Source organism: Phenylobacterium sp., assembly GCF_031984885.1.
Classification (GTDB): Bacteria; Pseudomonadota; Alphaproteobacteria; order Caulobacterales; family Caulobacteraceae; genus Phenylobacterium.
Genome location: NZ_DAMABV010000001.1, coordinates 207,983 through 233,062, shown reverse-complemented (window position 1 = coordinate 233,062; position 25,080 = coordinate 207,983). Strand labels below are relative to the sequence as shown.

The 25,080-nt window shown below is 70.2% G+C and carries 17 protein-coding genes; 12 read left to right on the top strand and 5 right to left on the bottom strand.

Features of this window, described 5'->3' with window-relative positions; all coding sequences use genetic code 11:
- Positions 1-18: 18 nt before the first annotated feature.
- Both RTL41_RS01160 and RTL41_RS01155 read left to right on the top strand, forming a co-directional pair.
- Positions 19-1,410, top strand: a complete 1,392-nt coding sequence (locus tag RTL41_RS01160) for an L-serine ammonia-lyase (protein ID WP_312160487.1) — start codon at positions 19-21, stop codon at positions 1,408-1,410.
- 105 nt (positions 1,411-1,515) lie between these two features.
- Positions 1,516-1,896 carry a DUF6491 family protein gene (locus RTL41_RS01155; protein ID WP_312160485.1) on the top strand — a complete coding sequence of 127 codons (381 nt, stop codon included), beginning with the start codon at positions 1,516-1,518 and terminating at the stop codon, positions 1,894-1,896.
- 4 nt (positions 1,897-1,900) lie between these two features.
- Here the strand turns inward: RTL41_RS01155 and RTL41_RS01150 are convergent, their stop codons facing one another.
- A complete protein-coding gene (locus RTL41_RS01150) occupies positions 1,901-5,845 on the bottom strand; it encodes a CHAT domain-containing protein (protein ID WP_312160483.1) in 3,945 nt (1,314 codons plus the stop codon).
- Positions 5,846-6,008: 163 nt separating this feature from the next.
- Here RTL41_RS01150 and RTL41_RS01145 point away from each other — a divergent pair, with 163 nt between their 5' ends.
- Positions 6,009-7,106, top strand: coding sequence for a trypsin-like peptidase domain-containing protein (locus RTL41_RS01145; protein WP_312160481.1), 1,098 nt, complete (start codon positions 6,009-6,011; stop codon positions 7,104-7,106).
- Positions 7,107-7,207: 101 nt separating this feature from the next.
- On the opposite strand, the gene RTL41_RS01140 is transcribed toward RTL41_RS01145, so the two are convergent.
- Entirely contained in the window at positions 7,208-8,539 is a 1,332-nt protein-coding gene (locus tag RTL41_RS01140; protein ID WP_312160479.1) for a DUF5690 family protein, read from the bottom strand.
- Between the two features lie 69 nt (positions 8,540-8,608).
- Between RTL41_RS01140 and RTL41_RS01135 the strand changes: the two genes are divergently transcribed.
- Genes RTL41_RS01135 through phnX form a run of 3 tightly spaced genes read left to right on the top strand, consistent with a single transcriptional unit; the run spans position 8,609 to position 11,391 of the window.
- Positions 8,609-9,448, top strand: a complete 840-nt coding sequence (locus tag RTL41_RS01135) for a phosphatase PAP2 family protein (RefSeq protein ID WP_312160477.1) — start codon at positions 8,609-8,611, stop codon at positions 9,446-9,448.
- Positions 9,449-9,454: 6 nt separating this feature from the next.
- A complete protein-coding gene (locus RTL41_RS01130; protein ID WP_312160475.1) occupies positions 9,455-10,594 on the top strand; it encodes a TIGR03364 family FAD-dependent oxidoreductase in 1,140 nt (379 codons plus the stop codon).
- Complete coding sequence (gene phnX / locus RTL41_RS01125; RefSeq protein WP_312160473.1) at positions 10,591-11,391, top strand: phosphonoacetaldehyde hydrolase; 801 nt, start codon at positions 10,591-10,593, stop codon at positions 11,389-11,391. The genes RTL41_RS01130 and phnX overlap by 4 nt, the downstream gene beginning before the upstream one ends.
- A 6-nt stretch (positions 11,392-11,397) precedes the next feature.
- On the opposite strand, the gene RTL41_RS01120 is transcribed toward phnX, so the two are convergent.
- Positions 11,398-12,126 (bottom strand): UTRA domain-containing protein, encoded by a 729-nt coding sequence (locus tag RTL41_RS01120; protein ID WP_312160472.1) that lies wholly within the window; start codon positions 12,124-12,126, stop codon positions 11,398-11,400.
- 264 nt (positions 12,127-12,390) lie between these two features.
- Here RTL41_RS01120 and RTL41_RS01115 point away from each other — a divergent pair, with 264 nt between their 5' ends.
- Positions 12,391-12,975, top strand: coding sequence for a phosphonate degradation HD-domain oxygenase (locus tag RTL41_RS01115; protein WP_312160471.1), 585 nt, complete (start codon positions 12,391-12,393; stop codon positions 12,973-12,975).
- On the opposite strand, the gene RTL41_RS01110 is transcribed toward RTL41_RS01115, so the two are convergent.
- Positions 12,967-15,072: a phosphocholine-specific phospholipase C gene (locus RTL41_RS01110; protein WP_312160469.1), complete on the bottom strand. Its 2,106-nt coding sequence runs from the start codon at positions 15,070-15,072 to the stop codon at positions 12,967-12,969. The genes RTL41_RS01115 and RTL41_RS01110 overlap by 9 nt on opposite strands.
- A 285-nt stretch (positions 15,073-15,357) precedes the next feature.
- Here RTL41_RS01110 and RTL41_RS01105 point away from each other — a divergent pair, with 285 nt between their 5' ends.
- From RTL41_RS01105 to RTL41_RS01085, 5 genes are all read left to right on the top strand, one after another.
- Positions 15,358-18,144, top strand: coding sequence for a TonB-dependent receptor (locus RTL41_RS01105; protein WP_312160467.1), 2,787 nt, complete (start codon positions 15,358-15,360; stop codon positions 18,142-18,144).
- Positions 18,145-18,217: 73 nt separating this feature from the next.
- The gene (locus RTL41_RS01100) at positions 18,218-18,856 is read left to right on the top strand and encodes a sulfotransferase family 2 domain-containing protein (RefSeq protein WP_312160465.1); all 639 of its coding nucleotides are present in this window, start codon (positions 18,218-18,220) and stop codon (positions 18,854-18,856) included.
- Positions 18,853-20,772: a sulfotransferase gene (locus RTL41_RS01095; protein ID WP_312160463.1), complete on the top strand. Its 1,920-nt coding sequence runs from the start codon at positions 18,853-18,855 to the stop codon at positions 20,770-20,772. Before RTL41_RS01100 ends, RTL41_RS01095 begins: the two co-directional genes overlap by 4 nt.
- 3 nt (positions 20,773-20,775) lie before the next feature.
- Positions 20,776-21,726, top strand: a complete 951-nt coding sequence (locus RTL41_RS01090; protein ID WP_312160460.1) for an aspartyl/asparaginyl beta-hydroxylase domain-containing protein — start codon at positions 20,776-20,778, stop codon at positions 21,724-21,726.
- A 242-nt stretch (positions 21,727-21,968) separates the two neighbouring features.
- Positions 21,969-23,528 (top strand): alkaline phosphatase family protein, encoded by a 1,560-nt coding sequence (locus RTL41_RS01085; protein ID WP_312160459.1) that lies wholly within the window; start codon positions 21,969-21,971, stop codon positions 23,526-23,528.
- Between the two features lie 135 nt (positions 23,529-23,663).
- On the opposite strand, the gene RTL41_RS01080 is transcribed toward RTL41_RS01085, so the two are convergent.
- The gene (locus RTL41_RS01080; RefSeq protein WP_312161341.1) at positions 23,664-25,079 is read right to left on the bottom strand and encodes a serine hydrolase domain-containing protein; all 1,416 of its coding nucleotides are present in this window, start codon (positions 25,077-25,079) and stop codon (positions 23,664-23,666) included.
- Position 25,080: the final 1 nt, after the last annotated feature.

Genomic DNA, 25,080 nt, shown 5'->3' with positions numbered 1-25,080 from the left:
CTTGGCGGAAATCGCGCAATGACGTACCAACAAGCCATGGCCAGCGCGTTCGATTTGTTCAAGTTGGGGGTGGGGCCGTCCAGCTCGCACACCATGGGCCCGATGACCGCCGGCGGTCGCTTCCTGCAACGGCTGGCCGAGCAGGGGTTGCTCGCCAGGACGACGCGGGTGGAGGCGGTGCTCTACGCCTCCCTGGCGCTGACCGGCCGCGGCCACGCCACCGACCGCGCGGTGATCCTCGGCCTGGCGGGGTTCCTGCCGGCCAGCATCGACCCCGACGCCGCCGACTCAGCGCTCCAGACGATCGGCGCGACGAAGCGCCTGAAGCTGGGCGCCGAGGGGCCGGAAGTCGACTTCGACGCGGCGCGCGACATCCTCTGGGAGGGGCGCACGCGGGCGCCCCAGCACCCCAACGCCCTGGCCTTCCGCGCCTACGCCGGCGAGACCCTGCTGGACGAGACGCGCTACTTCTCGGTCGGCGGCGGCTTCGTCCTCGACGAGGCGGAAATGGCCGCGGGCGCCGCGCCGGCGCGGGCCGTCGCCGAGCCCTATCCCTACACGTCCGGCGCCGAGCTGCTGGAGCAGGCCGGCCGGGCGGGCCTCACCATCGCCGAGCTGATGTTCGCCAACGAGACCGCCGTGCGCAGCCCAGGCGAGGTCAACGCCGGCCTCGACACGATCTTCGCGGCCATGGAGGCCTGCATCGAGCGCGGCCTGCGCCAGGAGGGCTGCCTGCCCGGCGGGCTCAAGGTCCGCCGCCGCGCGCGCCAGATCCACACCGACCTGATGAGCAAGGTCGAGCGCAACATCTCCGATCCGCTGGCGGCGCTCGACTGGGTCAATCTCTGGGCCCTGGCGGTGAACGAGGAGAACGCCTCGGGCGGCCGCGTGGTCACTGCGCCCACCAACGGCGCGGCGGGGCTGCTGCCGGCCGTGCTGCGCTATTACGACCGCTTCCACCGCGGCGGCGCCGAAGGGCGGCGGACGTTCCTGCTCACCGCCGCGGCGATCGGCGCGCTCTACAAGCGCAACGCCTCGATCTCGGGGGCCGAGGTCGGCTGCCAGGGCGAGGTGGGCGTCGCCTGCTCGATGGCGGCGGCCGGCCTGACCGCGGCGCTCGGCGGGACCAACGCCCAGGTCGAGAACGCCGCCGAGATCGCCATGGAGCACAATCTCGGCCTCACCTGCGATCCGATCGGCGGCCTGGTGCAGATCCCCTGCATCGAGCGCAACGCCATGGGCGCGGTGAAGGCCATCGACGCCTCGCGCCTGGCGCTGCTGGGCGACGGCCAGCACACCGTCTCGCTCGACAAGGTGATCGCCACCATGAAGCGCACCGGCGAGGACATGAGCGAGATCTACAAGGAGACCTCGCTGGGCGGCCTGGCCGTGAACATCGTCGAGTGCTGAGCGGCGACATGAACGCCAGATGAACGGCCCTCTCAAGGCCAGTTCAAAGCCGCGCTTGCAGGATGCGAGCCCCTACAGGAACGCCCGAAGAGAAAGGGCCATGACATGAAGACGTTGATAGCCGCGCTGGCTGGCGGCGCCGTGTTGCTGGCCGGAGCGGCCGCCTTCGCCAATCCCGCGCCGGCCGAGCGTCCGCTGGGCGTCGAGGCCAGGATCCCGTTCGCCAACACCACCGGCATCCGCAACTTCCGCGCCGACGGCGACAACGCGCTGTGGATCGAGGGCCAGCGCGGCGAATGGTACCGCGCCGAGCTGTTCGGCCCCTGCATCGGCCTCAACCATGCGGTGAAGGTCGGCTTCGTGACCCGCGGGACCAACACCCTCGACCGCTTCGGCCAGGTGCTGGTCGACGGTTCGAAGTGCCAGATCTCCAGCCTCGTCACCTCGGCCGAGCCGCCGCCCAAGGCCAAGGGCAAGAAGTCCTGATCCGTCAGGGCTCGCCGGCGGTCGTCAGCCGGAAGACGACCGCCGCGCCGCCCAGCGATCCGCCCAACAGCGCCTCTCCGGGCCGGCTGGCGTCGGCCGCGGACAGGTAGATGTTCGATCCGGAATCCAGCAGCTTCGGCGCCGACAGCGAACCGTCGGCCTCGAGCCGCACCAGCATTCCGCCGACGTGGGTCCGCATGTCGCCGGGCGCGTAAGGGTCGCGCCGGTCCGCGGGCTCCGGCCGATAGTCCACTTGGCTCAGCTTCGCCGCCGCGATCAGGGCCCCGCCGTCCATCGCGCCCAGGGCGCGCACCTCCGACCAGCCCAGGCTCTCGTCGCGATAGATCATGGTCGAGCGCAGCGCGTCGTCCAGCGCGATCACGCCGGCCTTCAACTCCGCCTCGCAGCTTTCCATGAAGCCGCCGCCCAGCAGCACGCGCCCGTCGTGCGCCAGCGCCGTCGGCGCCGTCCATCCGGTCAACTGCCGTGAAGAGATCAGTGCGCCCGTGCGGATCTCCCGCAGCTCCGTCCAGGTGATCGGAACCCCCATGCAGGGCGCCAGTTCATAGTCGTCCTCGCCCAGCGGCCGGCGCGGGGACGCGGGATGACGCACGGTGTAGGTGACCAGCAGGCGATCGCCCATGGGCGTCAGGGTTGCGTCTTCGATCGCCACAGGCTGGGGCGGGACCACCGTGAACAGCAGGCGCGGCGCCTGCCCAGCGTCGATCTGCATGACGCGCAGCCCGTCCGCGGCCGCCTGGCCGGCGCCTCGCGTCCGGGCGGCGCTGTCGGCGAGCGCGACCAGCACCCGGGCGGGTCCCAGCGCCACGCCCGCGGCGACCAGCGAATCCATGCCCTCGGCGGCCTCGCCGCGCCAGATCGCGCGCACCGCGCCGCTCGCCTTGTCCAACGTCTCCAGGACCGGCGCCAGACGCCCGTCCGCGCCCTTCTCCCCGCCGCCGACGATGATGCTCGACTCCTGCTCGACCAGCAGTCGGGTCGGCGCGGCCATGCGGGTTTCGCGTCGCCAGCGGCCGCTCATCGCCACGCCGGAAACAGGCTGGGCGCCGGCGTCCGAGAACCTCGTCAGCACCTCGCCGCCCGACCGGCGCAAGGCGATCACCTCGCCGGGCTCGGTGGTCACCGGCTCGACCGTGACCACGCCGGAGCTGGGGGCCGGCGGCGGCGGGCGGGCGCCGTCGCCCAGTACGATCAGCGGCGCCCAGAACCGCGGGTGCAGGTAGGCCCGCGACGGCGGCGCGGCCAGGAAGGCCCGCTGCGCCCCGGCCAGCGCCAGGGCCGGGCTCTCGCCGTGCTCCGAGCGCAGGGTCGCGAAGGTCGTCGCCACCACCTCCTTGGTGGTCTCGGAATCCACCGCCCACAGCGAGCCGAGCGTCGAGGGCACGCCCGCCACCGCGAACGCCGAGGCCAGGGCCGGCAGTTCGCCGGCCATCTGGGCGACGTCGTAATTGGCCGTATTGCAGGCCGAGAGCGCCACGAACCGCGCGCCCAGGTTCAGGTCGGCGATCTCCGAGGCGGTCAGCAGCCCGTCGTCGAGCGGGTCGGACGAGGACACCGGCGTCAGGGCCAGCGCCGGTTCGGACAGCCCCTCCAGCTCGTCGCGGATCAGGCCATGGGTCGCGAACGAGAGGTATCGGTAGGAGCCCAGCAACTGGCCGCGCACCCCGCGCTCGGTCGCCGCGCTCTGGACCAGCAGCTTGGTCGTGGCGAACCCCTTCGCCGAGCGTTCGAGTTCGTCCTTCGTCTCCGGCAACGGCGCCAGGGCCGCCAGCCCGGCGCTCCGCGCGCCTTGCAGCAGCATCCTGGCGCGATCCTCGCCCTGGTCGGTGGCGCCGCTCAGCACCGGATCGCCGACGCCCAGGAAGTCGAAGTCCGAGGCCGGGGCCAGCGCCCCCGAGCGCGCGGCCAGGATCGCGCTGGGCGACCCGGCGTAGCTGACCGCGTGCCGGCGGACGAGCCAGTCGGCCCTGGCCAGGTCGTAGCCCTCGCCCAGCTTCGGCGGCGCCTGCGGCAGCAGCACCGACAGCGGCAGCGGGGTGATCGAGGCGTTCGCCAGCCACAGCAGGTGGTCGCCCTCCTGCACGCAGCCGTCGAAGGGCGCGATCAGCAGCCCGTGCATCCGCACGGCGGCCGCCGCCGGAAACTGGGCGTCCAGGGCGTCGGACGGGGCGTGGCCGGCGGTCAGCGCCGCCTGCAGGATCTTGATGTCCAGCGTCGCCTGCCGCCAATCCGCCGGCGCGACCAGGCGCTCGACCCTGTCGCGCCGCACGCACATATAGGCCATGCCGCCGGGAACCATGGCCACGCTCAGCGCCGCCTCTCCGGGGCGCAGCGCCGCCTGGAAGCGCTTCAGCTCGATCAGGTCGGACCCGGACGTCGCCGGGCCCAGCTCGCCGTCGATCTCGCCCAGCCGCACGGCGAAGTCGCGCAGCACGCCGCGGGTGGCGACGTCGTGGGTCAGCAGCGCCTGGGCGCCGGGCGTCGGCGGGCGGGTCGCCAGCTTGGCGAGCTCGCCCCGCTCGAACGCGTCCCGCCGCGCCCGCAGCCGCAGGCCCTGGTGGATCGAACGGCGCTGCAGCGCGTCCTTGGCCTGCGACAGCGCGGTCAGGGCGTCGGCGTCGACGTTCGCCTGGATCCTGCCCGCCATCTGGAACAGCGCGAAATTCGTCTCGTCGGCCTCGGCGCCGGCGGCGTCGGCCTGGCTGAGGGCGAAGGAGATCAGGATCTGCTCGAGGGCGGCGGGCCGGCGCGACATGCCGACGCCCAGGGACGGCGCCCGCTTGGCCGCCGCCACGATCAGCCGCCCGGTCTGCGCCAGGCCCGCCTGCCGTTCGGCGCCGGGCGGCAGGGCCAGGGCGCGTCCGGCGGTGCGGTAGATCGCGGCCGGCTCGGCGTTCGCTCCTGCCGCCGCCTCGTAGGGGGCCGCCTCCGCCAACGCCTTGGCGGCGACGGGATCGGGCCGCTGCTCGATCGCCGCCGTCAGCGCGCGCGCCGCCAGGTAGGCGGTCTCCTCGAAATCCGCCGGCGTCCGGCCCGCGCGGGCGTAGAGCTTGCCGTAGGGATGAGCGTCGATGGCGTCCCGGGCGCAATCCAGCCGCAGCAGGCTGGCGCAGGCGGCCGCCTTGCGGGTCATCGCCTGGGCGATCATATAGGCGCGGCTGGCCTCGTCCAGTTCGATGGCCCGCGCGGTGGCGGCGGCCGCGTCCAGCACGGCCACGGCCTGCGCGAACTGGCCCTGCTCCAGCAGCAGCTCGGCCTCGACCAGCCGGTAGGTCATGGCGTCGACGCTCAGCGGCGGCAGGGAGGCGGCGATGAACCGCCCGCTGGCCCGGTAGACGCCATAGGCGCGGTCGCTCTGCCCCAGGACCCTCAGGCTGTCGATGACGTCCGACAGCGCCCAGGCGACCAGGAACGCATCGTCCTGCGGGGTCTTCAGCGACGCGACCAGGGACAGGATCTTGTCGAGGCTCGTCCCCGCCGCGGCGTGGTCCCCTTGCTCGAGCTGGATGTTGGAGGCCAGCAACTGGCGACGCAGATAGAGGCCGGCGTTGGCGGCGTTCTCCTGCCGCCAGAGGTCGCCGGCCAGGATCCCCGCCGTGACCGGCGCCGCGCCGTAGGTGAACTTGCCGTAGTCCAGGAAATAGCCGGTGCGCCGGACGTCCTCGCGCCGCATCAGCTCGTTCGCCGCCGGCGGCGCGGGCAGGGCGACGTACTTGGGAACCTGCTCCAGGATGCAGTCGCGCGCCCGGCTGTGGATGCAGATCTCCAGCAGCGTCGCCATCGCCTCTCGCCGCGCCGCGGGATCCAGCTCCTCGCCGCCCAGCCGCCGCTCCAGCAGCTCGCGCGCGGTCTGGCCCTTGCCCTGGAAATAAAGGCCCCAGGGCGACGGCGCCGGGCCTGCTGCGACTGCCGGTTGCGAGCTCAGCAATATGAAGCTTGCGAGCGCGCCGCACGCCGCTAGGCTCCGCCTGGGCGAAGTCATCGGGGGAAAAGGCGCCATGCGGCGGCTCCAGGTCTGTGCGGCGGTGTTGCTTCTAGCTTCACCATCCTATGTGTTCGCGCAATCAGCGGTAGGGCAAGCGGGCGGCGCCATGCCCGCGCCGGGCGCCGACGCCGTTCCCTCGCAGAAGAAGCTTCCGGCCGCGGGGCTGCCCGGCGCGGCTGCAGCCCGCTATTCGACCATCCTCGACGGCGTCGGCGCCGAGAGCCGCCAGGTCACCCGCGGCGCCAAGGACGCCGAGGTCTACCAGGCCGCCTCGCCCTCGGTGGTGCTGGTCGTCACCCGCGACGCGTTCGGGTCGGGCGCGCTGATCAGCGCCGACGGCAAGATCGTCACCAACCTGCACGTGGTCGGCGACGCCGACGAGGTGGGCGTGGTCTTCAAGCCCGCGACCGAGGGCGCGGCGTTCGGCAAGGCCGACCTCCGCCGCGCCAAGGTGATCCGTCGCGACGAGGTCGCCGACCTGGCCCTGCTCCAGGTCTCCGAGATCCCGGCCGGGGTCCAGCCGCTGAAGCTCGCCGCGTCCGGCCCGGTGCAGGTGGGCTCCGACGTCCACGCCATCGGCCACCCCACCGGCCAGGCCTGGACCTACACCCGCGGCATCGTCAGCCAGGTCCGCAAGGACTACGCCTGGAGGACGGAGATGGGCCTCGCCCACAAGGCCACGGTCGTGCAGACCCAGACGCCGATCAATCCCGGCAATTCCGGCGGCCCGCTGCTGGACGACAACCTGGAGATCATCGGCATCAACAGCTTCAAGAGCGACGGCGAGGGCCTGAACTTCGCGGTCTCGGCCGACGACGTGCGCGCCTTCCTGGCGCTCAAGGCCGACCGGACCGCCGCGCGCGCCACGGCCGTGCGCAAGAACCTCGCCTCGAAGTCCTGCGAGGCCGCGGCCCTGGAGGAATGGCCGACGACCGATCCCAAGGGGATGGGCTATCTGGTCGACGTCGATTGCGACGGCGAGGGCGACTTCGTGGTCATCGAGCCGGCCCGCAAGAGCGATCCGATCACCTACCTGTTCGACCACGACGGCGACGGCAAGATCGACGGCGCGATCATCGACCACGGCCGCGACGGCAATTTCGACGAGGCCCTGCTCGACGTCGACGGCGACGGCCAATACGACCTGATCGGCCAGTTCAAGCCCGGCGAGGCCGACCCCTACCGCTACGAGCGCATCCGGTAACCGGCTTCCCGGCGGCTCTGGCGAACCTTGCGATCATCGGTTTCTGCCGACCGCCTAGCGCCCTGCGAGAGCAAGGTCGCCAAACGGAAATGGCGCTGCTGTCAATCGAACGCGGACTTGTCTCCACGGGCCGCCGCCAACCCTGCCGGCCGCGCTGAGGGCGAAGGCGCGCGCAGGAGGAAGAAGGCGACCGCCAGGCCGACCAGGACGATCCCCACGACGCAGGTGACGTAGGCGCTGGCGATGAAGAACTGCAGCCAGTCCAGGTCGGCGGCGAAGAAGTTGCGATAGACCAGCAAGGACGCGCTGCCGAGGTAGCCCGACGTGTCCGAGATGTAGATCAGGAAGCCGGCGTTTCCCGGTCGGCCGCCATAGGCGATCATGCGGTCGAACAGCATGGCGTTGAACGGCGTGTAGGCCATGTAGAGGCCCGCCCCCGACAGGATCATCCAGGCGAGCGGCGAGAGCATGTGGGCCTGGAACGCGAAGGTCGAAGCGCCCAGGAGCGCGAAGCCCGCCAGGATCACCAGGTGGATGGCGATCAGGCCCTTGAGGTTGTCCTTTACGGCCATGAGCCCGGCCATGACCACGAGGGCGGCCACGGCCGCCGGCGCCTCGCTGGCGGTGAAGACCGCCGAGGCCTCGCCAAAGCCCAGCGCCGTCCAGATCTCCGCGGCGAAGTTGTCCCGGAAGTCGCGGAAGGCCGTCAGCAGGACGTAGGAGCCGACCAGCAGGGCGACGCCGAGGCCGTAGACGGCCAGGAAGGCCGCCCGCTCGCTCCGGCCCATCGGCTTGCGCGGCGTGCGCTCGGCCTCGTCGCGGTGGTCCGGCGGCGGCAACTGGCCGAGCAGCCAGACGGAGACCAGCAGCAAGGGCAGGAAGATCGTGCCGGTGGCCGCGGGCATCCAGAAGGGCGAGACCTGCGCGCTCTCCATCAGCCACTTGCCGACCGATTTCACCACGCCGGAGGAAAGGATGAAGCTGGCGCAGAGGATCGCGCCCAGCACCTCGGAGGTCCGCCGCCCCTCCATGTAGCTGAACACCAGTCCCCAGATCATGCCGAGCGGCAGGCCGTTCAGGAACAGCATGGCGACGTTCCACGGCGCCGGGATCAGTGGGAAGAGGATCAGGGCGAGCCATGCGGCGCCGATGAGGCCAAGGATGGTCACGCCCCGGCGGGCCGGCGACATCTCGGCGATCACCCTGATGCCGATCAGCTTGGAAAGCGCGTATCCGGCCACCTGGGCCAGGACGAGGGCGATCTTGAAGTCGAGCGCGAAGGTCCAGCCGTCCACATGGTCGAAGGTCGCCGCGCTGAACGGCTTGCGGAAGGCGTACATCGAGAAGTAGGCGCAGAAGCCCGCCAGGCCTGCGACCGTCATGAAGAGGATCGGGTTGGCTCGCTGCAGCCAAGGTCTGAGATCGCCGGTCATCTGACACGCCCCCGTTACAAATGCATGGTCTAGACCAGATGCGTAACGGGCGGATGACGGGAGACGTGGGTGAAAAGCGGTTTTGCGGCGCTGACCTTGCTGGCGGGGATGGGTGTCCCGCTTGCCGCCTCGACGGCCCCCGCCAGGTGCGACCTCGCGGCCAAGGCGGCCGGCCGCTGCGGCGGCGCGGTCGTCGAAACCGTTTCCGATCCGTCCGACGCCTATCTGACGCCCGAGGCGACGCCGGACGGCGTCCGCGTCCTGCCGCCCCCGCCCGCGCCCGGCGGGCCCCAGGCGGCGGCGGACGCCGCGATCTTCGAGGCCACGCGCAAGGCCGACGGCGGCGCGCGCTGGGCGCTGGCGACCTCGGATGTCGAAACCGACGCCTTCGACCACTTCGCCTGCGCCCTGGGCGCGAAGCTGACGCGCGATCTCGCCCCCATGACCGCCCGCCTGCTCGACAGGGCGAGCGCCAGCGGCGTGGTCGACCCGGCCAAGCAATTCTATCGCACGCCGCGCCCCTACCTTTCGGGGACGGCCAAGATCTGCCAGGCCAAGACGGCGCACCTGGCCGCCAATCCCGACTATCCCTCCGGCCATGCCGCCGGCGGCTGGATGGAGGCGCTCATCCTCGCCGAGCTGGCGCCCGATCGGGCGACCGACATCCTGGCCCGCGGCCGGGCCTTCGGCGAAAGCCGGCTCGTCTGCGGCTCGCACAGCCTGAGCGCGGTGCAGGCCGGCTGGATGGCCGGCGCGGCGGCGACGGCGGCCCTGCACGCCCAGCCGGCGTTCCGCCAGGACCTGGAGGCCGCCCGCGCCGAATTGCCGAAGGCGCGCGCCGCCGCCGCCTCGCCCGACCCCGCCGCCTGCCGCGGCGAGGCGGCCGCGCTCGCGGTTCGAGCCTACTGAACCGCCATGACGCTTCCCAAGGTCGATCTCGTGGTGGTGGGCACCGGCGTCGTCGGGCTCTCCTGCGCCCTGGCGGCGGCGCGGCTGGGCAAACGGGTCGCCGTCGTCGACCGCGACGCCCAGGCCAACGGCGCCTCGGTGCGCAACTTCGGCTTCATCACCGTCACCGGCCAGGCTCGCGGCGAGGTCTGGAACCGGGCGCGCCGCACGCGCGACGTCTGGAAACGCCTGGCGGCCGAGGCGGGCGTCACCATCCTGCAGCGCGGGCTGTGGATGACCGTGCGCCGACCCGAGGCCCGAGCGGTGCTCGAAGCCTTCATGGGCACGGAGATGGGGGACGGCTGCGCCCTGCTGACCCGCGCCGAGGCCGTCGATCGCGGCGCGTGGCTGACGCCTCCGGACTGCGAGGGGGTGCTCTGGAGCCCGCACGACCTGCGGGTGGATTCTCGCACGGCCATCCCGCGGCTCGCCGCCTGGATGAAGACGCGCCACGGCGTGACCTTCCTGCGCGAGACGGCGGTCCTGGCGGTGGAGGGCGAGCGCGTCGTCACCTCTCGCGGGGTCATCGAGACGGAGGCGGCGATCGTCTGCCCGGGCGACGATCTCGTCACCCTCTATCCCGACCGCTTCGCCGCGGCGGGCGTGGTCCGCTCCAAGTTGCAGATGATGCGCCTGGCCGATCCGGGCTTCCGCGCGCCCGCCCCGCTGATGTCCGACCTCGGGCTCGTGCGCTACGCCGGATACGCCGACCTTCCGGAGGCCGCGGCCCTGCGCCGGCGCCTGGAGACCGAGCAGTCGGGGCACCTCCGCCACGGCGTCCACCTGATCGCCGTGCAGAACGCCGACGGTTCGCTGGTGGTCGGCGACAGCCACCACGAAGCCGCCACGCCCGACCCCTTCGGCAGCGAGGCGATCGACCGGCTGATCCTGGACGAGTTCGCCGCCGCCACCGGCTGCGCCGCGCCGCCGGTGATCGAGCGCTGGACGGGCGCCTACGCCAAGGCCGCCGACCGCCACGTCCTGGTCGAGCGGCTGGCCGACAACCAGCGGCTGGTGGTGGTCACCAGCGGCAACGGCGCCTCCACCGGCTTCGCCCTGGGCGAGGAGGTGGTGGCCGACCTCTATGGAAGGAATATCCCCGAATGACTCCGCTCGCCGCCGCCTTCGATCTGGTGATCTTCGACTGGGCCGGGACCATGGTCGACTTCGGCAGCCGCGCGCCGGTGATCGCCCTGGTCGAGGCCTTCGGCGCGCTGGGCGTGACCGTGACCGAGGCGCAGGCCCGGGCCGACATGGGCCTTGCGAAGAAGGATCACGTCCGAAACATGCTCCAGGCGCCCGACGTCGCCGCCGCATGGCGCGGGACCCACGGGTCGGCGCCCGGCGAAGATGCGGCCGAAGCCGTCATGGCGGCCTTGCAGGCGCCGATGCTGAAGGCCGCCGAGGACTGCGCGGTGCTGATCCCGGGGGCCGCGGAAACGGCGGCGGCGCTGCGCGCGGCCGGGCTGAAGATCGCCTCCTCCACCGGCTACACCCGCGAGATGATGCAGGCCGTGCTCGCCCGGGCCGAAGCGCAAGGATATCGCCCCGACCACGTCACCTGCTCGGGCGAGACTCTTCAGGGGCGGCCCTCGCCGCTGATGGTCTACAAGGCCTGCATCGACCTCGGGGTCTGGCCGATGTCCCGCGTGGTCAAGGTGGACGACGCCGAGGTCGGCGTGGCCGAAGGACGGGCCGCGGGCTGCTTCACCGTCGGCGTCGCGGCCTCCGGCAACGGCATGGGTCTTTCGCAAGAAGCCTTCGCCGCCCTTGATCCCGCCGAACGGGCGCGGCGCGTCGCCGACTCCGCGGCCCGGCTGACGGCGGCCGGCGCCGACATGATCATCGAGTCGGTGGCCGACCTGATCCCGGCGCTGCATGCGCGGGCCGGGCAGGCCGCCTGAAGGGCCTCAGCGCACGCGGATGTCGACGCTGATCTTCAGCGCGTCGTGGCGCCAGAACTCCTGGTCGAACTCGATGATGCGGCCCTGAGCATCGTAGCTCGTCCGCACGACGCTCAGGCCCGGCAGCCCGGATTTCACCCGCAGGGCCTCGGCCTCGCGCAGGGTGAGCGCGCAGGGCTGCATGATCATCTGGTTGCGGGCGGCGGCCAGGCCATACTCGGACTTCAAGATGTTGGTCAGCGACTGGTCCAAGGAGAAACGTAGCAGGTCGGGGGCGAGGGCGGCGTCGACCACGATTCGTTCCACCAGGACCGCGCGGCCGTCGATGTAGCGCCGGCGGCGAATGAGATAGAGCGGCGCGCCGACGGGGCGGCGGAACACCTCGGCCAGCAGGGCGTCGGCGGCGATCTCTTCGGCGCTCAGGGTCTCGGTGGAGGGGCGGCGGCCCTGCGCCTCCACATAGGACATGAAGCCTTCCCAGCGGGTCGGGTCGTAGACCACCGGAGGCGGCGAGACGTACCAGCCGCTGCGGTCCTTCCGGTAGATCAGCCCCTCGGCCTCCAACTGGAATAGACCTTCCCGGATCGTGCCGCGGGCGACGCCGCTGGAGGTCTGCAACTGGCGCTCGGACGGCAGCCGGTCGCCGGCCCTCAGGCCCGCCGCGGCGATCCGGTCGGCGATATGGTCGCGGATACTGAGATAGTGCAACTCCTGGGTCGCGTCGGCCGGTGACATCGGCGGGACTGTTTCCTTCCTGCGCGGCCGACTCCGACCGCGGGCCAAGAGCACACTGGCCGCGGGAAGCGGTCAAGACGACGTGCGATTTCACGAAAGATTCGCCCACGGCCTATCTTATTTTGGTATGGACCAAACTTGAGATTTGGGAGAGCAGCGGCGGCGCGCGCCAGGCGCGGCCGCTGGCGACTGACCAGAGCCGCGCGGACCCGGCTGTCGGGCCGATGCGGCGCCGCGCGCTTCCTCCACGTTTACGGATTGCTGATGACCGCTTCGCCTTTCGCCCAGGACTTCGTGTCGAACATCTTTGAGCTCGTGACCCTGAGGGGCGAGCGTCACTATGGCGAGGGCGTGAGCGTGATGGAACATCTGCTGCAGACCGCCCACCACGCGCGCGCCGACGGGGCGCCGGACGCGCTGGTGGCCGCCTGCCTTCTGCACGATATCGGCCACCTGCTGCAGCGCCATGGGGAAGACGCCGCCGATCGCGGGATCGACGCGCGCCACGAGCGCATCGGCGCCGCCTGGCTCGCGCGGGCGTTCGGGCCGGCGGTGACCGAGCCGGTTCGCCTGCATGTGGAGGCCAAGCGCTATCTGGCGGCCTTCGAGCCGGGCTATTTCGAGCTTCTGAGCCCGGCCTCGGCCCAGAGCCTGGCCCTGCAGGGCGGGCCGATGACGCGGGCGGAGGCCGACGACTTCCTGAGCCAGGCGGGCGCGGCCGACGCCATCCGGCTGCGGCGCTACGATGAACAGGGAAAGGTCGCCGGCGTCGAGCTGGACGACCTGGAGAGCTACCGCGAACTGCTCTGCGCCGAGATCGATGTCGCCGGGCGGGCCCCGCTAGGCTGACGGGGCCAGCCTGAGGGGACCAGGCCCGCCGGCGGCCGGATCCGAGTAGGACGCCGCTCCGGTCTCGACATGCCCCGCCATGCGCCAGGCCTGGCCTCCCGCCGCGAATTGCAGATCGTACCAGCCGTGGCTCTTCGTGAGGTCCAGTCGGATGCTGCGCGCGTCCCCGCCGGCCAGGGTGATCACTTCGGGCGGGGCGCCGTAGGCCCGATCCGTCATGGAGATGGACTGGGCCGTCGAGGTGAGGTTCTCAAGGCGCAGCGAGGGAGGGGCGCCGACGCCGCCCTCGATGCCGGCCGAGAAGACGTCGTTCCTCCCGGTCAGGCGCCGATGGAAGCCGTTGGGCCCGAGGACGAAGATGTCCGCGGCCTGCCCGGAGACGGGCAGCGGGTGCGCCAGTTCCTGGCCTGCGCCGACCGTGTAGCGGGCGGGGGTCTCGTCCAGCCGCGTGACGTCATAGACATGGAACACCGCCGCGCGCGCGATCGAACGGTTGGCGAACGACAGGGCGCGGCCGGCGCCCTCCATGCGCAACCGGGCGTCGAGGGCGTAGGGCGTCGCGCGCCGCCGGCGCAGGCCGGTCTCCTGCACGGGCGCGGCCGCCTGCTCCGGAAGCGGCGGCCGGATCTCCTCCAGCCGCGCCGCGCGCTCGGACAGGGCCGCGGTGACCGGCAGCGCCGCCATGAACTCGACCGTGTCGGGCGCGCCGAAATCGAAACAGGAGGTCAGGTCGCCGCACACGGCCCGCCGCCATGCGCTGATGTTCGGCTCGTGGACGCCGAAGCGGGCTTCGAGGAAGCGCAGGATGCTGGTGTGGTCGAAGACCTCGGAGGCGACATGCCCGCCCTTGCTCCAGGGCGACACCACATAGAGCGGCACGCGCATGCCAAGGCCGTAGGGCCGGTCCAGATAGACCGCGTCCGGGGCCGCCTGGGAATGGACGTGGTATTCGTCGTCCGCCGGGATGCTGGTCGCGCCGAGCGCGCGCCCCGACACGCGGGCCGGCGGGGCCGGCGGCGGCACATGGTCGAACAGGCCGTCGTTCTCGTCGAAATTGATCAGCAGCACGGTCCGCGCCCAGACGTCCGGATTGGCGGTGAGCGCGTCGAGCACCCTGGCCGCATAGTCCGCGCCCTGGAGCGGGGTGGAGACGCTCGGGTGTTCCGACAGGGCCGCGGGCGCGATGATCCACGACACCTGCGGCAGCCGCCTGTCCAGCACGTCCTGCCGCAGGTCGTCGAGCGTGCGGGTGGTCAGGGTTCGGCGCACGAGCAGGGCGGCGGCGGCCTCGGACGCCCCGAGCGCCCGGCGATAGCTCTGGAAACCGGCCACCGGGTTGTCGCTGAAGTTGTCGGCCATGTCCTGATAGATCTGGAAGCTGACGCCGGCGGCCATCAGGCGCTCGGGATAGGTCGTCCAGAGATAGCCGCCATGGCGCAGCGGATCGGCCTCCAGCAGGTCATAGCTGTTGTCGATGGCCGGGCCGTTGCCCTTGGCCTGCGGGTCGTGCGTGCCGGTCCAGATGTAGAGCCGGTTGGGGTTGGTGCTGGTGTGCATGGCGCAGTGATAGGCGTCGCACAGGGTGAAGGCCTCGGCGAGGGCGTACTGGAACGGCAGGTCCTCGCGCGTGAAATAGGCCATCGCGTGGTTCCGCTTGAAGCGCGGCCACGCGCCCATCCGCCCATTGTCCCACGCCGCCTGGCTGTCGACGAAGCCATGAGGCGTGCCGAGCGGGCGATAGAGGCGGAAGTCGACGGACGTATCGAGCCGGAACGGCGTGATCAGCGCCGGCTCGGCGCCCGGATGCTCGTTCGGCTGCACGAGGACGGTGCGATCGGGCGCCGTGGGAAGCGGCGGGGCCGGAACGGCGAAGCGGTCGCCGTGGCCGGTGACGCCGCGCATCGCCCCGAAATAGTGATCGAAGGAGCGGTTCTCCTGCGTGAGGATGACGACGTGGTCGACGTCCTTCAGCGTGCCCGTCCGGCCGGCGGCGGGGATCTCCAGGGCGCGGGCGATGGAGGGGGTGAAGGCCGCCGCCGCGCCGGCCGTCGCCATCATGGCGCGGATGAAGCTGCGACGATCCTGCATCGTCTCCATGCTCGGTGCTCCTGAAACGATTGTGGCGACCAAGGATCGCGGGCGCGCCGCGCTGAGGCCGCTCCCCGACCTGGTCGATCGAGCGATGAGCGGACGTCGCCGCCGCTGCATCCGGTGGCGGCCTTCCTAGAGCGGGCGGATTGCAGCCGTGTGACATTGGTCCAGGCCAATTCGTTCAAGGTCGTTCGCGCTCAGCCGAATGCGATCATCATTCCCTTGTCACGCTTATGTCGCCCCAAGCTGCTTTAACAATATTGGTTCATACCAGTTTGGCGGGGATAATTCATGTCGACGGGACATTCCGTTCGGGTCAAACGCCCGAACCTCAAGAGCTTTTTGCTGGCCACCGTTGCGGCGCTGGTCGCCGGCGCCAGCCCACGGATCGCGCTCGCGCAACAGGCGCCCGGCGGGCTGGTCGACGAGGTGGTCGTCACCGGCTACCGGAAGTCGCTGGGCGACGCGCGCGACATCAAGCGGGACTCGGTCATCCAGAAGGACGCGATCGTCGCCGAAGACATGGCGAAGTTCCCGGAACTGAACCTGGCCGAATCTCTGCAGCGCCTGCCGGGCGTGCAGATCAACCGCGAGGCGGGGGAGGGCCGGCGCATCTCGCTGCGGGGCCTGGGTCCCGACTTCGCCCGCGTGCAGCTCAACGGCATGGAAGTGCTGGGCAACGTCGACTCCGCGCAGGACAGCCGCGGCCAGCGTTCGCGCGACCGCGCCTTCGACTTCAACATCTTCGCCTCGGAACTGTTCTCGCGGGTGGAGGTCGAAAAGACCTTCCAGGCGGCCCAGAACGAAGGCGGCATGGCCGGCACGGTCGGCCTGTTCACGGGCAAGCCCTTCGACTACGGGCCGGGCGCCAAGGGCGCGGTGTCGTTCAAGCTGGGCACCAACGAATACACCAAGGACACCCAGCCGCGCGCCGCGGCGCTGTTCAGCCATAACTGGGACGACAGGTTCGGCGTGCTGGTCTCGGCCGCCTATTCCACGCGCGAGACCACGGAGCAGGGCCACAACACCTACAACTACGTGAAGGCCGACGCGGCGACCCTGGGGAATCTGGTCGCCCGAGGGCTGGACATCTCCAGGCTCTCCACCGCGCAGCAGGCCAAGTTCCTGTCCGGCGACCTGTACTTCGCGGACGGCAACCGCATCTCCTCCTGGGACGCGAAGATGGAGCGTCTCGGCGTGACCGCCGCGGTCCAGTGGCGGCCGGCGGACAACGTGCTGCTGACGCTCGATGCGCTGCACGGTGAGTTCACCACCCGCCGCAGCGAGCTGCATCTCGCGACGCGGCCGCTCGCCTCCACGGGCTCGGTCGCGTTCGACACCGCCGCCGGCGGCGTCTGGCCGGCCATCTTCCAGACCGCGTCGGTCATCAACGACCTTGCCTGGGACGGCAGCAACTACGCCACCATGACCGATGTCACCGGCGTGACCTTCGGCAGCGAGCATCGCCGTTCGCTGAACGAGAACCGCTTCAACCAGGTGGCGCTGACCGGCAAGTGGGACGTGTCCGAGCGTCTCGTGATCGACGGGCACATCGGCTACGAGAAGTCGACCTACAAGACGCCCTACGACGACAAGTTCTACATGCGCGCCCGGGGCAACCAGATCGCCAACTACGGCCCCGACGGCCGATCGGCTTCGTTCCAGTATCCGGGCTGGGATCCCACCGACCCGGCCAACTATGCGATGGACGACTTCTACTATCGCGGCTTCAACAACCAGTCGGAGCTGCGCGAGGGCGTGCTGAACGCGCGCTATGATCTGAACGACGCGCTGACGCTGCGGGCGGGGGTGGCCTACCATCGCTTCTCGCAGGAAGGCATCGACCTCTTCTACGACGGCAACGTCAATGGAACCCGGCCCAAGACGCGGGGCACCTCGGTCGGCGACATCACCACGGTGTTCAGGAACGACTTCGGTGCGTGGCTGATCGGCGACTACGACAGGGGCTTTGCGAAGTACAACGAGCACCACCGGTTCGAGCCCAACGCCGACGGGTCCGGCGGCGCGATCCAGGACATCGAGAACGTCTACGCGACCACGGAAGAGACCGTTTCCGGCTACGTGCAGGTGGATTGGGACAGCGAACTGCTTGGCCGGAATTTCCGCGGCAATGTCGGCCTGCGCGGCTACAGCACCGACACCCACAGCACCGGCTGGATCCAGGGCGACAGCTACGCCTATCTCGGCACGACCGACGTGAGCGGCAGCTATTCGGGCGTGCTGCCGGCCATGAACTCGGTGCTGGAGCTGACGCCGGACGTGCTGCTGCGCTTCTCGGCCACGCAGAACCTGAACCGTCCGGGCATGGGGTCGATGGCGGCCCAGGGCAGCGCCTTCCAGGATTCGGATTCCGACGAGATCACGGCGTCCCGCGGCAATCCGAACCTCAAGCCCTACAAGGACACCACGCTGGATCTGTCGGTCGAATATTACTTCGGCCAGATGGGCCTGCTGTCGGCGAGCGTGTTCCACAAGAGCATCAAGAACTTCATCGGCTCGGAGACGCTCGAGAACATCCCCTTCAGCCAGACGGGCGTTCCGTTCAGCACCATACCGGGCGCGACGGCCGAATCGATCGTCTCGGAATTCTCCATGCCGGTGAACATCCCCGGCACGAAGAAGCTGACCGGCCTGGAACTGGCGGCGCAGACCCAGTTCTCGTTCCTGCCGGCGCCGTTCGACGGCCTGGGCCTGGTGGCGAACTACACCTATGTGGACGCCGACAAGGCGCTCACCGGCATATCGAAGACCAGCTACAACCTCACGCTCTACTATGAGACCGACCGCTGGGGCGCTCGTGGTTCGCTGAACCACCGCACCCGCTGGTACACTGGGCGCAGCGACTCCCTCATGAGCGCCAGTACGCGAGGCTTCGAGGGGTCCACCTATGTCGACGCCGCAGCCTTCGTGAACGTCACCGATCAGCTTCAGGTCACGCTGGATGCGATCAATCTGACGAACGAGAAGGACACGCAGTTCTGGGGCCAGAACCGCTATCTCTACAACCAGAACCAGAGCGGCACGACCTACATGGTCGGGCTCAGCTACAAGTTCTGAGACGACCACAGATGGCGAACCGGGCGCTCCGCCTCCTTCGGGAGCGGGGCGCCTTTCCTGCGTGAGCTGGAACGTGATTGTTTCCCACCGCCACCGTTTCATCTTCGCCGCGGTGCCCAAGACCGGCACCCATTCCGTGCGCCAGGCTCTGCGCGAGCAACTGGGCGACGGGGACGTCGAGCAGGTGGGGCTGTTCGTCGACAAGCGCTTCCCCTGGGAGGAACTGGCGGCGATCCGGCATGGCCATCTGGCTCTGCGGCAGGTGCGTCCATACCTCGGCGAGGAGGCGTTCGGCGGCTATTTCAAGTTCGCCTTCGTGCGCAATCCGTTCGACCGCTTCGTCTCGTACTGCGCTTTCATGCTGCGGGGCGGCGAGGCCTTCCAGCAGCGGCCGCAGGAGGTGATGCGCCACTTTCTCTTCGAGGCGCCGCCGGACCATCACATCCTGTTCCAGCCTCAAGCCCGGCTGCTGGTGGACGAGGATGGAAAGACCCTGCTGGCCGACGAGGTGGGCCGCGTCGAGGATATGCAGGGGTCGTTCGACGCGATCTGCGCGCGCATCGGCATTCCGTCCCGCCGGCTAGACCGCGTCAACGGCACGAGGCGCGGCGACTATCGCTCCTACTACGACCAGGCCCTGATCGACGCCGTCGCCGCCCGTTATGCGCAGGACCTGGAATTGTTCGGCTACAGCTTCGAAGGCGCGCGATGAGCGCCGCCCCGCCTTCCGGGGAGCGCGACGCCCTGCTGCAGCAGGCCAGGGACCTGCGCTCGCGCCAGCTCATTCCCGAAGCCCTGGCGGCCCTTGCGCGGCTGCAGGAACGGCATCCCCGGTTCAGCCGCCTCTATCAGGAGCGGGGTCACTGTCATGTCCTGCGCCGCGACGCGCCGGCGGCCATCGAGGCGCTGCGGGAGGCGGTGCGTCTCAACCCGACGCTGCCGGCATGCTGGGACATGCTGGAACAGCTCTACCTCATGCTGGGCGACGCCGCCCAGGCGGCCGCCGCGGCGCGGCATCTCGCCATGTTGAGGCAGCTTCCGGCCGAGGTGGTGGCGGCGAACAGCCTGCTTGCCGATGGCGACCTGTCGCCGGCGGAAGAAGTCATCCGCGGCTACCTGCGCAAGGACGGCGACAATGTGGGCGCCCTGCGCCTGCTGGCGCGTATCCGCCAGGCGTGTGACGCGCCCGGCGAGGCCGAGGCGCTGCTGCAAGCGGCGCTCGAGCGCGCCCCGGACTATCACGCAGCGCGTTTCGACTACGCCGTGGTGCTGCTGCAGCAGCAGAAGCACTTGGAGGCGCGGCGCCAGGCCGAGCACCTGCTCAGCCACGACCCGCACAACCGCGAATACATCAAGCAGTACGGCGCGGCCTGCATCGGCCTGGGCGACTACGAGCCGGTGATCGATCTCTATGAGAGGTTGCTGGCCGACCCGGGCCAGCCGGGGGCCGAGGTCGCCGACCTGCGCCTGTGGCGGGCGAACGCCCTGAAGGTCACGGGCCGGCCGCAGGAAGCCGTCGCGGACTATCGCGCCTCCCTGGCGGCGCGGCCGGACTATGGCGTGGCCTGGTTCAGCCTCGCCAACCTCAAGACCTACCGTTTCACCGACGACGAGATCGCGCGCATGCGCGCCGCGGAGTCCCGGCCTGCCGCCCAGGACATGGACCGCATCTATCTGTGTTTCGCGCTGGGCAAGGCGCTGGAGGACCGGGGCGACTACGCATCCTCCTGGGCGTACTACGAGCGCGGCAATGCGGCGCGGCGGGGCTCCGGCCGCTATCGCCCCGACGTCGCGGAATCCTGCGCTCTCCGATTGAAGGAGGTGTTCACCGCCGAAGTCTTCGCCGCGCGCGCCGGCTGGGGCGTGGACGATCCGGCGCCCATATTCATCCTGGGGCTGCCGCGTTCGGGCTCGACGCTGATCGAGCAGATCCTGGCCTCCCATTCCCGCGTGGAGGGCACGCAGGAACTGACCGAAATCGACCGGTATGTCGGTGAACTCTGCGGCCGCGATCCGGATTGCGGCCTGCCGCTGCATCCTAAGGCGTTGCGGCGCCTGGCGGCCGGGGACGCGCGCGCGCTGGGCGAGCGCTTCCTGGCGGAAACCCGGACCTATCGCAGGCAGGGCCGAGCCTTCTTCATCGACAAGATGCCGAACAATTTCTGGCACATCGGCCTGATCCACCTGATGCTGCCGCGATCGACCATCATTGATGTGCGGCGCGAGCCCATGGCCTGCTGCTTCAGCAACCTCAAGCAGTTGTTCGGGACCACCAACCAGGAATTCACCTACGGCGTCGATGACATCGCCCGCTACTGCCGCACCTATCTCGACCTCATGCGGCATTGGGACGAGGTGCTGCCGGGGCGGGTGCTGAGGGTGCGGTACGAGGACGTGGTCGAGGACCTGGAGGGGAGCGTGCGGCGCATGCTGGAGCATTGCGGGCTGCCCTTCGAGCCGGCCTGCCTGGCCTTCCACGAGACCCGGCGCAGCGTGCGCACGCCCAGTTCCGAGCAGGTGCGCCAGCCCATCGGCCGGGAGGGGCTCGCGCAATGGCGTCACTATGCGCCCTGGCTTGCGCCGCTGCGGGACGCCCTGGGCGACGCCGTGACCGGCTACGAGGCCTGATCCATGCGGCTCTCGCGCCCCTTCTTCCAGCTCCCCGTGCTCTTCGAGGCGGCGCGCCTGCAGGCCGAGGTCGCGGCCCTGCCGGCCGAGGCATGGGCGCCGCACCCCGATCGCGTGCCTGGCAACAGCGCGACGCGGTTGATCAGCGCCGGCGGCGGCGAGACAGACGGCGTCCACGGGCAGATGCTGCCGACGCGCTGGCTCGCGGACATGCCCTATCTGCGCCAGGTCCTCGCGGGCTTCGGCGTGGTGTGGAGCCGCTCGCGCCTGATGCGTCTCGCGCCGGGGGCGGGCGTGCCCGAGCACGCCGACATCAACTACCACTGGCATACGCGGGTGCGGCTGCACATCCCGGTCATCACCTGGCCGCAGGTGCGCTTCCACTGCGACGGGCAATCGGTGCACATGGCCGCGGGCGAAGCCTGGATCTTCGACAACTGGCGCCGGCACCATGTGGAGAACGGGGCCAGCGCCGAGCGCATCCATCTCGTCGCGGACACCACCGGCACGGCCGCGTTCTGGCGGTTCGCCTGCGGCCAGGCCCCGCCGCGCGATCAATGGCGCACGGTGGCCTGGGATCCCGGCGCCGATCCACGGCTGCTGACCGAGAGCGACCAGCGCTCGCCGGTGATGCCTGCGGCCGAAGTGCAGTTGCTGGTCGATGACCTGTGCGCAGAACTGGCGGTCGCCGTCGACACGCCTGAAGCACAGGCCCGCGCCGCGCGGTTCAGCATGCTGCTGGAGAGCTTCGTCCAGGACTGGCGTCAGCTCTGCGCCCTGCACGGCGTCGGCGGGCGCGCCCGCGCCGACTTCCTGCGCCTGGCCGGGGCCGTGCGCGAGGCCGCCAGGCCGCTCGCCGACGGGCTCGTCATGCGCACCAACAATGTCGGCGCGCTGCTGGTGCTCGAAAAGCGCGTACTGCAGCACCTGATCGCGGACGAGGCTGCGCCCTAACGCCCCCCGGCGTCGCAAAACTGCCAACGCAATCTGTTATCTGGTCTATACCACGAATGGTTAGGTGGCCGACATGGTCGCCCGCGTTCGTGACGGCCGAACTTCCCCATCGACCTCGCCGATCCATGGAGCGCGTCATAAAAAATCCGATTCGAGGCATCCCGCTGCTCGTCGCGCTCCTCGCGGCCGTGGCGGGCGCGTGCTGGTCCAGCGCCGCCGCCGCCGCCCAGAAGGCTCGCCACGTGATCATCATCGGCGTGGATGGGCTGAGTCCCGACGGGATAATGCACGCCGACACCCCGAACCTGCGCGACATGATGGAGAACGGCAGTTGGAGCATGCACGCCCGCGGCGTGCTGCCCACCACCAGCGGCGCCAATTGGGCGTCCATCATCGGCGGCGCCGGGCCCGAGCAGCACGGCGTGACCAGCAACGACTGGCGGGTGGGCGAGTTCAACTTCCCCACCTCGGTGACCGGCTCGGGCGGCTTCTTTCCGTCCATCTTCCAGGTGCTCACCGACCAGCATCCGGAATGGGAAGTGGGGTCGATCTATCACTGGGAAGGCTTCGGAAACCTCTACGACCATCGCTTCGTGGACTACGACGTCCACGGCGAGAGCGAAGATGAAACCGCCGCTCTGGCCGCGGCGTACATCGGGGCGAAGCGCCCGACGTTCCTCTTCGTGCATTTCGACCATGTCGACCATGCCGGCCACGCCCACGGCCATGGAACGCCCCACTACTACGAAGCCGTGGCCAAGGCCGACAGGCTGATCGGCGCGATCCGGCAGGCCGTCGTGGACGCCGGAATCGCGAACGAGACCGTGATCTTCGTCACCTCCGACCATGGCGGCGTGGGCAAGGGGCATGGCGGCGAGACCCTGGCCGAACTGGAAATCCCGTGGATCGCCTATGGCCACGACATCAAGCCGGGCGTCCGGCTCGACCTGCCCATCAATACCTTCGACACCCCCGCCACCGCCGCCTGGCTGCTCGGCGCGGAAATCCCCTACGCCTGGCTGGGCCGCCCGGTGAAGCCCGTCCTGAAGGGCGAGCGCACGCCCCCGCAGGCCTATCGAACCAGCACCTTCTACGCCTCGCCGGTGATCGAGCCCGCGGGCGACGGCAATTCGCCTTCGGGCGGCCTGTTCGTCGACCGGCCGGCGCGGATGACCATCCGCAACCCGAACGCGGTCGGCGAAATCCGCTACACGCTGGACAACTCCATCCCCACGAACAGGTCCACGCCCTACTCAGGCCCGGTCGAGATCGCCCGCAGCACGATCGTGCGCGCCATGCTGTTCGTGGACGGCAAGCCGGCCAGCGTTCCGGCCATCGGCTACTTCCGCATCCTCGACCAGAAGGGCGCAGAGGCGCGCGGGGTCCGCTACAAGGTCTATCTGCTGCCGGAAGGGCCCGTGCGGCTGCCCGATTTCTCCCGGCTCGAACCCGCCGCTTCCGGCACGTCCCACGAAATCACCATCGACGGGCTGACGCTTCCGCGTGAAGACGCCGTCGCCGTGGTCTTCGAGGGCTACCTCGACATCGCCACCGCCGGCGCCTACGGCTTCTCCCTCGCCTCGGACGACGGCAGCAAGCTCTATATCGACGGCAAGACGGTGGTGGACAACGACGGCGACCACGGCGTGATCACCGCCAGCGGCGGCGTCGAGCTCAAGCCCGGCAAGCACGCCATCCGGGTGGAGTATTTCAACGGCGGCGGCGGCTCCTGGCTGGGCGCCTGGTTCGAAGGCCCCGGCGTTCCCCGCCAGTTCATCGATCCAAACCTGCTGACGCCGTAATCGACCCCTGGACGCCGGGTGCGGGAGGTGCAGCCGCGCGGACGGCTACGCCTTGGTCGGCGAAGCGGCGGTCTCAACCTTCTTCAATGTCGTAGAACACCATCCGTGATGGACCGAGATCGAGTTCATCGGCGACTAAGCGAGCTTGCGGGCCACCCCGATGTCGGCGATGTCGAGCGCCGGGCCTCCGGCGTCGCTGAAGACGCGCAGCAAGGTCCTGCCGCTGGTGAGCGCCCGCATGCCCGGGTACAGAAAGCGCCCCTCGAAGAGATTGTCCTGGATGGGGCGCAGGGCTGCGTTGTAGGCCCGCGCATCTCGAAACCGCAGTTCCAGGCCACCCGCGTCCTCGACGATGTCGATCACCCCATGAGCAGGGTGGAGGTAGGCGCCGGTCATGTCCGCGGAGGGCGGCGGGCGATGGAGCCTGTCGCTCAATAGCCGCTCGCGCCGTTGCGCTGCGGCGGCTCGCTCGTTCGCGGCCAGGCTCTCAAATAGGCTCACCCAGTCGGAGGGCGCGCGGCCGGCCAGGGCGTCGATCAGGGCGTAGGCCAGCGCCTTCACCGCCGGGCCGCTGTTGCGGTTGGCGTAGACGGCGACGCCCGTACGGCGGGTGAGGTCCAGCAGGGTGAAGGTCGCGACCCCGAACTCCACCCCTTCGTGCAGGGCGATCTGGCCATGGGGCGTGTCACGCAATTGCCAGCCGAAGCCGTAGGTGACGAAGTTGTTGCCGAGCAGCGGAGAGGGCAGGCCCAGCGACTGGGGGCGACGCATCTCGGTGAGCGCGGCTTGGGAAACCAGGCCGACGTGATCCAGGCCCAGGTGAAGCCTGAGCCAAGCCACGGCGTCACTGGGGGTCGAGTAGATGCAGCCTTCCCCCGCCCGTCCGCCGCAGAGCGGCGCGATCGGCGTCGGGCCGGCGTCGTCGAGGATGACGTGGGGGAGGGCGTGCGAGGGCATGGCCGGCGCCTCCCCGGCCCGGCTGAACGTGCGGGTCTGGCCCAGAGGCCTTGTCACCGCCCTGGCCAGATAGTCGCCAAAGGGCTGCCCGGCGCGTCGGGAAACGATCTCGGCGAGCAGCGCGTAGGCGGGGTTCAGATAGATGAACTGCTCGCGGAAGCCGGCCCCGACCTCCATATGACCCAGGCGCTCGAACACCGCGTCCAACCCGAGCTCAGGGTTGGATCCGAAGTTGAGCGGCCCCTTGGGCAAGTAGCCCAGGCGCATCGACAGCAGGTCCCGCACCGTGGCGAGGCCGGACAGGCGCTCGTCATGCATCCGGAACTCGGGCAGGACGTCCCGCACGGGCGTGTCCCAACCAAGCTCGTCCGCATCGACCAGGGTAGCCGCCGCCGTGGCGGTGTAGGCCTTGCCGCAAGAGGCGATCTGGAAGGCCGTGTCCGGACCGACCGGGCTGCTCCGGCCGCTGTCCTCGACGCCAAACCCCAGGGCCAGGCCGTCGTCGCCGCGCACGATCGCAAGCCCCAGCCCGGGCAGGCTGAACCGCTGCATGATCGGCGCGACCAGGCCCCCGACTTGGTCGGCGGAGAGCATG